This window comes from Cupriavidus sp. a3 (assembly GCF_051015765.1).
Taxonomy (GTDB): domain Bacteria; phylum Pseudomonadota; class Gammaproteobacteria; order Burkholderiales; family Burkholderiaceae; genus Cupriavidus; species Cupriavidus oxalaticus_A.
Genome location: NZ_CP170643.1, coordinates 3,374,351 through 3,386,279 on the forward strand (window position 1 = coordinate 3,374,351; position 11,929 = coordinate 3,386,279).

General features: G+C 58.7%; 13 protein-coding genes, 2 tRNA genes and 2 pseudogenes. 4 read left to right on the forward strand and 13 right to left on the reverse strand.

Annotation, left to right across the window (positions count from 1 at the left end):
- The 9 genes and pseudogenes from ACAD63_RS16175 to ACAD63_RS16215 form a co-directional block, all read right to left on the reverse strand.
- Positions 1-424: pseudogene (locus ACAD63_RS16175) on the reverse strand (NAD(P)(+) transhydrogenase (Re/Si-specific) subunit alpha); the annotation flags it as partial.
- Between the two features lie 524 nt (positions 425-948).
- Positions 949-1,647 (reverse strand): annotated as a pseudogene (locus ACAD63_RS16180) (ISNCY family transposase); the annotation flags it as partial.
- 245 nt (positions 1,648-1,892) lie between these two features.
- A complete protein-coding gene (locus tag ACAD63_RS16185; RefSeq protein WP_240746095.1) occupies positions 1,893-2,105 on the reverse strand; it encodes an XRE family transcriptional regulator in 213 nt (70 codons plus the stop codon).
- 222 nt (positions 2,106-2,327) lie between these two features.
- On the reverse strand, positions 2,328-2,642 hold the full coding sequence (locus tag ACAD63_RS16190; RefSeq protein WP_135706608.1) for an H-NS family nucleoid-associated regulatory protein: 315 nt from the start codon (positions 2,640-2,642) through the stop codon (positions 2,328-2,330).
- Between the two features lie 910 nt (positions 2,643-3,552).
- Entirely contained in the window at positions 3,553-3,867 is a 315-nt protein-coding gene (locus tag ACAD63_RS16195) for an H-NS family nucleoid-associated regulatory protein (protein WP_133093102.1), read from the reverse strand.
- Between the two features lie 306 nt (positions 3,868-4,173).
- Positions 4,174-4,252, reverse strand: a tRNA-Ile gene (locus ACAD63_RS16200).
- A gap of 141 nt (positions 4,253-4,393) precedes the next feature.
- Positions 4,394-4,861 carry a fumarate hydratase gene (locus ACAD63_RS16205; RefSeq protein ID WP_135706607.1) on the reverse strand — a complete coding sequence of 156 codons (468 nt, stop codon included), beginning with the start codon at positions 4,859-4,861 and terminating at the stop codon, positions 4,394-4,396.
- A 579-nt stretch (positions 4,862-5,440) separates the two neighbouring features.
- Positions 5,441-5,689 carry a divalent metal cation transporter gene (locus tag ACAD63_RS16210; RefSeq protein ID WP_135706606.1) on the reverse strand — a complete coding sequence of 83 codons (249 nt, stop codon included), beginning with the start codon at positions 5,687-5,689 and terminating at the stop codon, positions 5,441-5,443.
- A gap of 573 nt (positions 5,690-6,262) precedes the next feature.
- On the reverse strand, positions 6,263-6,457 hold the full coding sequence (locus ACAD63_RS16215; protein WP_135706605.1) for a hypothetical protein: 195 nt from the start codon (positions 6,455-6,457) through the stop codon (positions 6,263-6,265).
- A gap of 1,463 nt (positions 6,458-7,920) precedes the next feature.
- Between ACAD63_RS16215 and ACAD63_RS16220 the strand changes: the two genes are divergently transcribed.
- Positions 7,921-8,172 carry a hypothetical protein gene (locus ACAD63_RS16220; protein ID WP_434032960.1) on the forward strand — a complete coding sequence of 84 codons (252 nt, stop codon included), beginning with the start codon at positions 7,921-7,923 and terminating at the stop codon, positions 8,170-8,172.
- A 39-nt stretch (positions 8,173-8,211) separates the two neighbouring features.
- Here ACAD63_RS16220 and ACAD63_RS16225 read toward each other — a convergent pair whose 3' ends face one another.
- The 3 genes from ACAD63_RS16225 to ACAD63_RS16235 form a co-directional block, all read right to left on the reverse strand.
- Positions 8,212-8,832: a 3'-5' exonuclease gene (locus tag ACAD63_RS16225; protein WP_133093106.1), complete on the reverse strand. Its 621-nt coding sequence runs from the start codon at positions 8,830-8,832 to the stop codon at positions 8,212-8,214.
- 17 nt (positions 8,833-8,849) lie between these two features.
- Positions 8,850-8,934, reverse strand: a tRNA-Leu gene (locus ACAD63_RS16230).
- 318 nt (positions 8,935-9,252) lie between these two features.
- Positions 9,253-9,675, reverse strand: a complete 423-nt coding sequence (locus tag ACAD63_RS16235) for an NUDIX domain-containing protein (RefSeq protein WP_135706604.1) — start codon at positions 9,673-9,675, stop codon at positions 9,253-9,255.
- A 343-nt stretch (positions 9,676-10,018) separates the two neighbouring features.
- Between ACAD63_RS16235 and ACAD63_RS16240 the strand changes: the two genes are divergently transcribed.
- From ACAD63_RS16240 to ACAD63_RS16250, 3 genes are all read left to right on the forward strand, one after another.
- Positions 10,019-10,357 carry a CHASE domain-containing protein gene (locus tag ACAD63_RS16240; protein WP_434032961.1) on the forward strand — a complete coding sequence of 113 codons (339 nt, stop codon included), beginning with the start codon at positions 10,019-10,021 and terminating at the stop codon, positions 10,355-10,357.
- 42 nt (positions 10,358-10,399) lie between these two features.
- A complete protein-coding gene (locus tag ACAD63_RS16245; RefSeq protein WP_240746093.1) occupies positions 10,400-10,990 on the forward strand; it encodes a PilZ domain-containing protein in 591 nt (196 codons plus the stop codon).
- Positions 10,991-11,343: 353 nt separating this feature from the next.
- Complete coding sequence (locus ACAD63_RS16250; RefSeq protein ID WP_133093110.1) at positions 11,344-11,544, forward strand: hypothetical protein; 201 nt, start codon at positions 11,344-11,346, stop codon at positions 11,542-11,544.
- Between the two features lie 238 nt (positions 11,545-11,782).
- On the opposite strand, the gene ACAD63_RS16255 is transcribed toward ACAD63_RS16250, so the two are convergent.
- Positions 11,783-11,884, reverse strand: a complete 102-nt coding sequence (locus ACAD63_RS16255; RefSeq protein ID WP_434034001.1) for a hypothetical protein — start codon at positions 11,882-11,884, stop codon at positions 11,783-11,785.
- Positions 11,885-11,929: the final 45 nt, after the last annotated feature.

The following is an 11,929-nucleotide window of genomic DNA, read 5'->3' on the forward strand; positions in this document are numbered from 1 at the left end:
ACTGGCCATCCTTGTCGACGACAAGCTTGAGGAAATCCAGCACGTTGCGCGCATAGAGCGCCGAGGCGTCGGCCGCCACCATGCTGGCCAGGTTGGTATGGCCGATGAGGGTGACGCCATGGCGCTCGACCACTTCGTCGGCCACCGTCAGCGGGCAGTTGCCGCCCTGCGCGGCGGCCAGGTCGACCACCACCGAGCCCGGCTTCATCTGCTGCACGGTCGCTTCCTGCAGCAGCACCGGCGCCTTGCGGCCCGGGATCAGCGCGGTGGTGATGACGATGTCGGCCTGGATCGCGCGCTGGTGCACCAGCTCGGCCTGGCGCTTCATCCAGTCCGGCGGCATCGGCCGCGCATAGCCGCCCACGCCCTGCGCGATCTCGCGCTCTTCGTCGGTCAGGAACGGCACGTCGAGGAACTTGCCGCCTCCCCACCAAGTTCTGATGGTGACTACTCTGGATACATTCACCTTACGCGTCTACACGGCCTTCATCGGACGGTTACGCTTAAGCCCTCTGCCCTCTTTCTTTTAATGCGGCTCGCGAGGGAAGCTGGCCACCGACTATCGGACATCGTTTCGGCATCCGGCCATGCTCTCGAGCGACTTCGGGGTCGCGAACTGTTCGCCTACCTCAAATCGCTCCTTGGGAAGCCGATCGATTATGGCCATGTGGCCCGAACTCGGAAGGCCCAAGAAGACGAGAGACACGCGGCCGACGCTCGGGCCGCGCAGGACCAGCAGGAAGTTGCGCGACTCATTGAGCGGTACTGCGGTAGACGGGTGTCAGGACCCGACGGGCGGATCTATGAGGTGGACTCCGCGTCGATCGTGATCACCGAGGGCAACGGTCGCCGAAGTTCATTGGGGCACGGCCAGGCAAGGGCCTGGCTCATCGAGATGGACAGGGCAGCGAATGGGCTTGCACATGCCCGGGGCCAGGCATCGTCGGTCCCGAACTGGGTGTAGCCGCGGCCTTCGGCGCTGTCTTTGGCGTTGACGCGGAAGATGCCGGCCTTGTCGCTGTAGAACGCCATCGGCTTGCCGTGACGCTCGACATAGGCGCGCGTGCCGGTGAAATACGCTTGCGTCGATTCCGTTGGCACGAACCGCAGTTGCATCAGCCGCCCGGTGGCGTCGTCGACGAAGACCAGCAGCGTGCACGCCGGCGCCCGGTCCTCGAACCAGGCGTGGTCGCTGCCATCGATCTGCACCAGCTCGCCCAGGCAGGCGCGGCGGTTGCGCGGCTGGTGCACCTTGGGCGGACGCAGCTTGCGCGGCACCCAGAAACCAGCGTCGATCATGATTCGGCGCACGCATGCCGGCGAGATCTCGATGCCATGGCGCTCGCGCAGCTTCTCGGCGGCCAGGGTCGGGCCGAAGTCGGCGTAACTGTCGCGGATCAAGCCGCGCACGCGGGATTCCAACCCCGGCGGCAACTGGTGGTGACCCGGTTGGCCCCATTTGCGGGAAACGAGACCCCGGGGGCCGTCCTGCCGGTATCGCTGCACCAGCCGTTCAACCTGGCGCTTGGAAACGCCGAGCTTCTCGGCAGCGCGCCAGACCATCAGACCGTCTTCGACAACGGCCTGGATAACCTTGCAGCGATCGAGTTCCCGCATGCTCATGGTGATCGTGTCGGGTCGGCCCATGATCGTGCTCCTGGCTGGCCTCCAAGGCTGCCAGCTTGGCACGATTGGGTAGATACGACATTTGAATTCATCCCAAGTACGACATTAGAAAAAACGGCTAACAGATTGAATTCGCATAATATGAGGGCGCGCGGATGTATATTATGTTAAATAAACGTGCGCATCCAGCCGTCCTCGCGAAGTAATCGACTTCGCGAGGGCTGGTCACAAGCTCGATCGTGTGGGTTTGAAGTCAGCTATGCAGACTATTCCCACGCTCTCTCGTCGCCAAGCTTGGCAGCATGGGTAGCCGCCTGCTCAAGCCAGTGGCCGTGGGCTTTCGGAACAACCAAGAGTGTCAGGTCAAGCCCCTCCAGCACTCGAAGGACGTACTCGAAATTTACGCTTTTACCGTTTTCAAGTTTGGATAGCATGCCGACGGCTACAGCGCAATTTTTCGCGGCTTGATCAATCGGCATGCCCTGGGCAGCCCGAGTTGCTCGAATTCGATCGCCCAACTGTGAAATAGAGCGAATGGTCGCGCGGGCTGGAGGCGTGGGATCAGGAAGAGGCCGTGGCATAGAGCAGCGCAAAAAGGTGTTGCGCCATTGTTTCACGATAATGAAACTACGGCAATATGCCTCGATCGATTGGTGCGGTTCGCGGCGCCTCACCGCGCAACCCCTGGTTTATCGGGGCAATTATTCCTGCGGAATAAGGAAACGCTCGGGTCGTTTGCCGAGCCACCCAGGCGTACGCCCTCTTCCCGACCAAGTCTTTCCAGTCTTGGGATCCATGTACTTTGGCGGCAGTGAAGTCTTCGTTGCAGATGTGGAGCTGGAAGCGGCAGGACGTCCTCGACGGCGCCGCGGGGCTACATCCTCCGGAGAAAGACCATACTGAGCCATCAAGGATTGAATTTGCTCGATAACACTCGCCACCTCGGTTGAACGAGCCACTTCAATTTGAGCTTCCAAGGCTTCCTTCTGAGCGACAAGCTCTTTGTACGTTGCCATATCTCCGTCTCCGGTTCGTTAGCTAAATCGACTTATACGCACTACATGGCAGAACCGCAAGATATTCTCGCTCTCTATTCTGAGACGTCGTGAACGGGCCCTTGCTGTCTACGCCGATGCAAATCATTTTGGCTCGTGGGGTGTTATGGTGGGCTGCCGTCCCACCTTGCGGTCACGCCCCCCAATTCGGCGGCTTGGCCTCACGAATGTAAAGCGCGAGTGGCCGAGCCAATAGTGTCAACAGGGACGATGGCTCGTTATTCATACTATTTGATTAGCGTGTAACTGTCGCCTCTGAACATGTCCGATATTCCGAAATACAAAGCGACACCGCCGGAAGTAGCAGCTCCTTGCCGGAGCCACACTATTTTTTGGCCAATTTGATGTGTCCCCTTGGGTACATTGTCGAGCGATCAAGCCCTGCTTTGAACGCGGTGAGAAACGCATACTCGACTGCCAATCGATTGATGCTAGCGCCCGGTACCCATGCCACTGGCGTTCAAGCAATACGAATTCAGCCAGCGCCTGGTTGTGCCCCAAGCCAATTGTCCGACAAGCGGTTGGACAATTGCGGCATCCCCACCCTCGCATGGCTTTGACAAGTGATGCCATGCTATTGCACGCGCCCAGGGAGCGCTGGCTGCTCGGGCCAGTTGTTCTCAATGGATCGCCACCTGACTGCGTCCCGCCGACTATGCAGCTCAATTGCATGTCTTGGCGCCTTGGCGGATACTAGATGCGGGTAACTTGCGAGAGTTTCCCGATTTCTTCTTGGACGTTCCACGGCTCTCCGCTACCGGTCGAGAGCCGCTTTTTTTGCGCCGGTACAGGGAAACGAAACCGATTCCCTGTCAGCTGACGCCTTGGATAAGGCAAGTTGCCATCGCCCGTGGGGCGATGGCCATGCACGTCATTCCTGCGGAATGAGGAAGCGCTCGGGGCGCTTGCCCAGCCATGCCGGCGCCCTGCCTCGGCCGGACCAGGTTTTCCCTGTTTTGGGATCCATATACTTGGGCGGGAGCGCTACTTTTTCTGCGGCAGCAGAAGTGGTACCCGCTGGCCGGCCTCGGCGACGGCGAGGCGCAATGTCCTCAGGCGAGAGGCTATACTGGATCATCAGATTACGAATCTGTTCGATGACACCCGCCACCTCAGAGGCGCGTGCCTCTTCGATTTGGGCCTCCAGCGCTTGCTTCTGAGCCAACAATTCCTGATACGTCGTCATCCTGTCTCCAATATTTTCCTATCACGATTGACTTATACGCATTTCCAGGGCGGTCCGCAAGATTTCTTCCAGATAGCCGCCAGATTGGAGAATGGACGGATTGAGCGATGTTGCCCAGGCCCCCAAGTTGTCCAGAAATGGGAAGGAATCGTCCTTTGGGATACTGCCACTGCGACAATGGCCGTTATATGCGGACTGCGAGCATTGCTGCAAAGCGGCGTTACGTGTCCTTCTGAAGGGGGCGGCGCCAGACAGAGCCAGGTAGTATTGGGCAGAGATCTGACCAGATCAAGGCCAAGTATGCCTTGGTGGGCCTCCCGTGAGTCGAACACGGCACCAACGGATTATGAGTCCGCTGCTCTAACCAGGCATGAGCTAGAGGCCCAGTAAAACCAAAAACGGATCAGCTGTCAGCGCTATGCGCAGCATTTGCTTTTCCGTCGATGCAGAGCGCAGCGCCAAGATGCGCCCCACATCTTCGGCCAATCGGCTGGTTGGCAACATCGCGTACCAGCCGAGGTCTAAATCAGGCCGCAGCTGCGGGCGAGGCCGCCGGTGCAACAGCCCTCTTTGCCGGGGCCCGCTTTTTCGTCACGGCTTTCACTGCAGCCGTTTTCGGGGCCGCCTGCTTCGCCGCAACCTTATTGCCGGCAACCGCTTTTTTTGCAGCGGGCTTCTTCGCAGCCACCTTGCCAGCCGTTGCCTTCTTTGCGCCGGCGGCCTTAGCCTTCTTTGCAGCCGCTTTGTCCTTTGCAGCCTGCTTTTCAAAGCGAGCTGCAGCCTTTGCGGCTTCCGTAGCCTTGGCGACGTCACGCTTTGCTGCCTCGATCGCCTTCTTGGTGTCGGCGCGCAGCTTCAGCAGACGCTTCTTGGCGGCCTGCGCCTCGCGCGCAAGCACGCTGGCCTTCTTCGTCGGAACGGCTACCTTCTTTGCGGCAGGCTTGCTCTTGGCAACTGCATTCACCCGAGTCGTTGTTTTATTTGCTGCGACCATGTTGGTTATTCATAGTGTTGTGGAGTGCGGAGTATAACCGCACAAGTCGTGTACACAATAGAAAACGATGTACGCATTGCGTCGAGGTGCGAGTCAGACCAGATCACAGGAATCCGCGACGCGGCATAGCGCATAGTGGCTCGACAAGCTGATGGAGCAACATCGAAGCATCCGAAACTAATCGGCTGCTGCTGGCCGGACTAACATCGTGTTGTGTTTTGCTCGCGGCCGCTAGTTCTGTAATGGAAAGTCCAACACCACATTGTCAACTACCTTTCCGTTCTCAACGGTGCATTCGCTTGCACGATCTGTCCAGCGCAACCGGAGTACCAACAACGCTCTTCAGTCAATTACGCTCAAGTTCTTCCTTGTCTATGACCTTGGCCCGCGGGTAATTGAATAGGCGATCGCCGGCCCGCGCCCCCTGTGATTTCAAGCACCCGCTGCGCAGCAGGGTTGACTTGGTTGTGGATCGCGTGCCGGGCTCCGGCGGCCTTGGCATGTGTCAACGCTAGCGCGCCGACACCGGCGCCACCATGCTGATCACGAAAATCTCCAGTCGCCTGAAGCCGCGCTTCTTCAGGACGCCTGCGCCAGGTTCTTGCCGCTTATCAGGCAGAGCCGGCTTGCCATGACCTGCATCAGCATTGCCCTGGCCGTCCCCACCACCCACAGCAAGCGGTAGCCGTGGACGGGGCCAGCGGCGCGGTCAGTCGCCCAGTTGCCTGGGTCCATATACCCGACCGCAGCGAGGTAGCCCGGGCCGGGAAAGCGAGCGAAGTCGCGCCAGGTATAGCCGGATGGCGCGGCCACGAGTTGCGGGCGCATGGGCACAATCCGCTGGCGCCCCTATACGGCGACCGGGAACAGGCGGGCGAATAAAGACGCCGCGCCCTCGGCAACGTTACGTACGCGTTTCCGGCGCTGGCTTTGCGGCGCCACAGGCACATCCAGTTCTGCACTGGCATTGCGGCGCTCAGTTGCATCCGGCTCCGCAGGCGCACGGATTCCGTTCAGCAGTTGCCTGGCAACCGCAGGCGCAGCCGGCGCCAGGGCAAGCAGCGCAATCGCATTGGGATTGGGTAGTGGTAGTCATGGCAGAGCTCCTTTCTGTTGGAAACGAGACGCCAGTGTGCCGGCCACCGATGACGGGCAGCTTGAACGAAACGGCTAACATTCGCCTAGACGCGCTGGACGCTGATCCCGCCGAAGGTATGCGGTTGGTGGGCAGCGACAATGGCAGCCACCCCAATCTTGTCCGGGAGTCTGCAAGCGGACTCTGCGTCGATGGCCAACTGCGCTGCCAGCGGCAAGGTAAGATTTGGTTCCAGCCAACGCCCCCCGAAGACACGTCAGCACAAGAGCCCGCTCACGCTAGAACGGGGCCAGTCAGTGGGGGGCTTACAGCCGGATCAGGACCAGGAGAAGGCCACCCAACGCGGTCGGCATCGCGCACAAAATGCCGAAGAACAACGCCCCGAGGATCGACTGGCCGTCAAGGTCGTAAGCGATCTTCCATTGCTGGCCCTGGGCAGCCTGACTCAAGCTGCGCCGTTCGGTATCGTTGCGGTGCAGGACTTTCGAGAAAAGTTGCATTTAAGACTCCGAGTTAGGGAAGCTTCCAGGAACCGGGACCACGGGCGGACAGGCCGGAGATAAGCCTTGCAGCCATGTGCGGAGCTTCAATCTTCAATCCCGAACCAGAGTCACTGATTTACGAAGTAAGTGCTTCGATCCTTGGCTGGTGCTGAGATTCTGTACTCACCGATGAAAAAGACTATCGGTCTAATGACGGACTGCATTGTTGATGCACAGGTTGATTCAGACCTGAAACGCAGCGAACCTGTGACGGGTGATCCGCGCAATCAGGGCGACAGGCTTTGAACTCCGGCGCTTCACAATCTTCGGTGCATTGCAGACCAGGCGTTGGACACCGCCAGCTACACCGAGATAAATAACTGCCAAAAAGGCGAGCGTATAGACTGGTGAGGATTTGAGCTGCGAATTGTTGGCATACGTATCGAGCAAAGCGTAGCCGCAATGCTTGTTCCCATACCGCAGACCTTATCCCTCAAAATGATGCGTGCTATTTGGGCTCGATGCACAGGCCCCATTCGCCTGCGTCGCCGTCGCCGTCGCCGTTACAGAATTGAAATAGAAAACGGCTGGCATCGTTCTCTCCCCGCGAGCGCTCCGAGGATTATTTTGAAAAATTGCAAGCTACCACCGTCAAGTGTGCGTCTTGTTTGAGCGTGGCGTTTCGGCTCTGCATCAACCCGTGCGCCGCTGCACTAGCCTGTTCGCCTGATGTGCTGCCGCGTCATGGCGAACTACGCTTGCAGTGAAGATCACCGCAATTGAATCTGGGGCGCCATGAGTAACTGGGAGCGGCGGGGCGCAGTGAGCGTCCACCGACCTCGCACTATGTAGGGCGCGAGCACAGGGTGGTCGCATCGGACCGCAGTGAGCAGGCTGGCAACTATAGAGCCAGGGCACTACCCCAACACTGCCTTGGTCAGCTGACCCACACCAGAACTTGTCGACCTAATTAACGTTTATGCTAAATAACCCCCTTTACGCTGCGGTTATGCTTGTCGAGTCAGCGAGATCAATCAATCCGAGTTCGAATTCTCACAAGTGTTACGATGAATTTACGACAACAACCGAAAAATCGATTCGCCTTATCCTTAGTCAGTCTGAATGCAATTGCGGAAACAGTATTAGGGATGCTTGGCTCGCCTACGGCGTCTACTTAGCCTGGTGGAAGCTTACTGTCGGTCAACGGACATCGGAGGACGACGAGCGCTTGCACAAGCTTGTCAAGGGCTTTAGAGAGGCGCCCTAGCGATGGTATTCCGCTGCATCGCGAGGTCTGTTGCTTCTCGACGGAGCAGCGCAACTGCGAATAGCGACTACGCCAACTACGCGGGGAGCGCAAGCACCCAGGCGCTGTGGCCAACCTGTTGACTTGAAAACCTGCCCACGCAGCATAGCGTCATGCTGCCGGTCGGAAAATATACCGGGACCAGTTCTTGCCAGCCATTGCGGCCGACCAAGGCGTGAGCATCGATGAAATGAAACGCCGATTTGATACTCAGGTGCCCCGCCCGACGCAGGGCGCGGCCGACAATGAGTGTTCCTTGGGCTCCCGCTGCATATCCTGCTCAGGGCATGAAGCTGGCTACTACTGGGCGGTGGAAACCGATATCTCCGATCCCAACGACTGCACCCGCGACTCCCAAACCATTGTTGAGGACTGCCAAGAATATGCTGAGGAGCGCCGAGAATCCAGCAGCAAACCCGAGAGTTAATGGTGTCCGACCGGAAAATTACCCTTAGCTCGGTGCATGCTAATCAGCGTCCGATTCGGCTAGCGAACGAAGGAACATCGGAACCTTGGCGCGGTTGGTGGCCTGAACACGGGCGATGAGCGCGTAATCGACCTGCCTGACTCCGTACGTCCGAGCGATATCGAGTCGCAGTCGATGCCACAGATGGCAGGTCATTTCAGCGTCGGCCATCGCTCTGTGCGCGCGCCCGGTCTTGGGCAAATGGAGCAAATCGACGAGTGTTGATAACCTGTGATTCTGAGCGTGTGGGTAGATACGTCTGGAGGTGAGCATCGTGCACGCGAAGTGCTGATTGGCCGCGATGTCCAGGAGCCCAAGCTCGGCTTGCCAAAACCTTCGGTCAAATCCGGCATTGTGGGCTACCACCGGATGTCTGCCGACAAACCTGGCCGCTTCACTCATGACCTTCGATGCGGCAGGCGCATCTGCGATCATGTCATTGGTGATTCCGGTCAGGCTTACAACCTGCGAGGGGATACGCCTTCCAGCGTTCATCAAGCTTTGATAACGGTCGATAATCTCGCCGTCACGCAGCAAGATGACAGCAATTTCCGTGGCTCGGTCACCGAGACTTGGCGACAATCCCGTCGTTTCAAAATCAAGAACCGCGACCGTCTGCATCCTGCTTCTAAGTTGTTTGGTGCCGACGGCGAGACTCGAACTCGCACAGCTTTCGCCACTACCCCCTCAAGATAGCGTGTCTACCAATTTCACCACGTCGGCTGTAAAGAAACATATTGCCTGACGTCGGGGAAATCAGGCCTTTCCGCTCTCGCTGGGGCATTTCCCTTCGCTTAAGCCCCAATCGCTGGGAAATCGTTTCAAGCTTTGCATTCTAACCTAAGATTCACGCTCTGGTCACGGCGAAGGGCGCGCGGATGGCACCGTGCAAGAGCAAATGACTCACGCATTGGCACGCACTTCTTCAATTTGAAGCGGTGCACCGCATAAGATGAGCATTGGTGTTGCGATAGGCTGTGCAATCGCAGCACTGGCGATTCCTCCACCACTTTGCGATTGGGGGAAGGATATCCGCTGACCTTAGCTCGGCGGCCCGGCCATGCTCTGAGCCCATTCGAGTATCGGCTCGAACCGAGATGGCAGCAGTTGCTGGGCCTCCGCAAATGTCACCCAGCGGAACTCGTGGTGCTCTGGACGCCCTAGTTCAGCGCTAATTGGTAAGCGCACCTCACCGCTCGGTGACGCCGCCAGATAGAAGCGCGCTATCTTGCCGTTCGTATAGGGTTCTGTTTCGCGATAGTCCTTCCCCCAGCGAAGCTCAAGCGTTGACAAGCCGGTTTCCTCCCTGGCTTCCCGCATCGCTGCCGATAATGGCTCTTCGTTAGGTTCTGGGATGCCTTTGGGCATGTCCCAATTTCGATATGCGCGTAGGACCAGGCAGAGCCACTGACCAACCGTAGGTCGGAGCACAACCAATCCAGCAGAATGCTTAATGAGCCTCATTGGCAGTCTCCCTCATACCCAGCATAAAGTAGCGTACTCCACGATCTCGGCGACGTCCGAGCAACTCCAAATCAGGGGCCGGCAACCCCGCTTCTGCTGGCATGCAAACTACAAACGTCGGGGCGGAATCGAGAATGCTTACGCTGCACGCAGAAATGGGTACGCTTGGTTGTGGCAAAGGGGGCAAAGGGGCGGCCGACCCGCTCTCAAGTGAACCTGCTCCATTGGCGATTAAGCTATGGTGTGCTGGCATAACCCGTTAAAAGCTGATTTGTCCATCGCTTACGGACGCCGGCTTTCGAGGGCCGGCTGAGGCGGATGGGTGGTAAGCAATGGGATATCAGTGAGCAGCGGCCGGCTGATTTTCAGCGAAGCCAAGATCCCCCATGTGGGCATCGCCCTGCGTTTGCCGGTGTACCGCAAGGTGCCGAACCTGAACTCCGTGGAAGCCCGCCGCGCTGCTTACGTTGGCTCGCTCGGTGCAGGCATTCGCATGGCTGATTTGCTGAAGGACCTGGCCAGCAACGAGAACCTGCGCTGGGTCAGGTTCCGCGTCTACGATGCCGGCGACTTTTTGGGACCTCGGCAAAGGGAATGCCCACTTTTCGCGGGAAATGGCGTTGCTGGCTTGGCGCGGCCACAAGCCGACCCCGGACACACTGTTCCAGGCGATCGAGACTAGCCATCGTACAGTGCTGCGGGAAAAAAATGGACAAGGCCTTGCATGACCGTCAGCCGTTCGAGTTCGAATGCCCCTACCGCTCTCAACGTGGGAAATGCCGGCAGTGCCCAGCGAACTCGTCGATGCGTTCTGGCATGCCCATATCCTGGCTACCAGGCGCTATGCCGACGACTGCCGACTGCTTTCGTCGTCGAAGATCCGCAGGTCGTCTATTTTCAGGGTAGGCAAGCGTTGGCAGCGGCGTTCCCGCGGCGAATCCGCTACGAAGAACGGCGGCGGCATCCTCGTGCAACTGTGCCGGCCTCTTTGGCGTTCATCTGCGAACTGCGCCTTCAGAACGGTGAGCGGTTGAGACCGGAAATCGGGGACGTGTCACAATCCGGCCTTGGTCTGCGATCGAACGAAAGCGACATCCGTCGGCTACCGATCGGCACGGTCTTGAGAGGCTGCAAGCTCGAGCTTGGCCAGCAGCGCCTGCAAGATATCACGCTGCAGGTAGCGGGATGCGGCCTGCAGTGGCAGGGTCGAAGTGTGATGCACACGCTAGGCTGCGCCTTTGTCTCGCTCACACTCCATCAGCAGACCCTCTTACAGCGACTGGTCTACCAGATCGAACGCGCACGGCGGCAATGATGTTGCGCGCAGCGTTCGCCAAAGCGGCTCAACCTTGCACCGTTTGAAGCTCAGTTTCTCGCGCGAGCTGATTCACTTCCTTACGTGGAGCAGTGATCCAGCTCGCCATGGTGTCGGGAAACGCCTGAGACCTCAACGACCCATGTGCCTTGGCTACGCTGCGCTGCATCGCAGCACACGAAGGGCTTGATTCCGCCGGGCAGACCGATTACGGTAAACGCTCGGTTGTGCGCATACTCAGCGCGTCCTCGCACCGAATCCACTCGCAGTGTCTTCCTACCCTCTTCCGTGGAACTCCATCCACGGAGCAGCAGTCGTAGTTCCTTTTTTCGTGCCCGACAAAGGAGCCTGACATGCTCAGTCCACATGAAATCGCCGCGCTGCTACTGCTTGGCGACGCGCATGACATCGACGATCTTGAGCCAGAGCAGCTCGACGGATTGCTGGTCCGCAAACTGGTGACGATGGAGCACGGTCATGGTGGCGATGATGTCCATCCTCGCTTGACCAGTCAAGGTACTTCCATGTTTGAAGCCCTACGCCGCATTGCGTAATGTGGCGCGTGCGGCATGCAGTGCGATTAGCACCGGGAAGGCGTGAGTATCGAAAAGCGCTATCGCGTTGTGACCTGTTTGTCGCGACGGATTGCTAACGCCGAATACCGCACGCACTAGCCTCGTTGAGGAAGCGGTAGGCCAGTGGTGGCCGTCATCGTGCGGGCCGACATCTGAATTCTTGCAAATGTGCCGGTGATGCCAACTGTGGTGTTTGCATGATCGGCGGGCATCGTGGCTAGGTATCCTGTCGAGTCAGCGTGCGGATACCAGGGTAGATTTCGGAGCGCCAGCGGGTGCCTGAGAATAGATCATAGTGGCCGCAGTGGCGCGCCGTCATATGCCGCTTGTCGCGTGCCGCAATGCCGCGACACAGAGCATGCGC

Excerpts from the sequence above, each read along its gene's own strand:
- ACAD63_RS16185 (WP_240746095.1), bottom strand. The coding sequence starts at position 2,105 with ATGCCGATTGATCAAGCCGCGAAAAATTGCGCTGTAGCCGTCGGCATG.
- ACAD63_RS16190 (WP_135706608.1), bottom strand. The coding sequence starts at position 2,642 with ATGGCAACGTACAAAGAGCTTGTCGCTCAGAAGGAAGCCTTGGAAGCT.
- ACAD63_RS16195 (WP_133093102.1), bottom strand. The coding sequence starts at position 3,867 with ATGACGACGTATCAGGAATTGTTGGCTCAGAAGCAAGCGCTGGAGGCC.
- ACAD63_RS16205 (WP_135706607.1), bottom strand. The coding sequence starts at position 4,861 with ATGGTCGCAGCAAATAAAACAACGACTCGGGTGAATGCAGTTGCCAAG.
- ACAD63_RS16210 (WP_135706606.1), bottom strand. The coding sequence starts at position 5,689 with ATGCGCCCGCAACTCGTGGCCGCGCCATCCGGCTATACCTGGCGCGAC.
- ACAD63_RS16215 (WP_135706605.1), bottom strand. The coding sequence starts at position 6,457 with ATGCAACTTTTCTCGAAAGTCCTGCACCGCAACGATACCGAACGGCGC.
- ACAD63_RS16225 (WP_133093106.1), bottom strand. The coding sequence starts at position 8,832 with ATGCAGACGGTCGCGGTTCTTGATTTTGAAACGACGGGATTGTCGCCA.
- ACAD63_RS16235 (WP_135706604.1), bottom strand. The coding sequence starts at position 9,675 with ATGAGGCTCATTAAGCATTCTGCTGGATTGGTTGTGCTCCGACCTACG.
- ACAD63_RS16245 (WP_240746093.1), top strand. The coding sequence starts at position 10,400 with ATGACCGTCAGCCGTTCGAGTTCGAATGCCCCTACCGCTCTCAACGTG.
- ACAD63_RS16250 (WP_133093110.1), top strand. The coding sequence starts at position 11,344 with ATGCTCAGTCCACATGAAATCGCCGCGCTGCTACTGCTTGGCGACGCG.
- ACAD63_RS16255 (WP_434034001.1), bottom strand. The coding sequence starts at position 11,884 with ATGACGGCGCGCCACTGCGGCCACTATGATCTATTCTCAGGCACCCGC.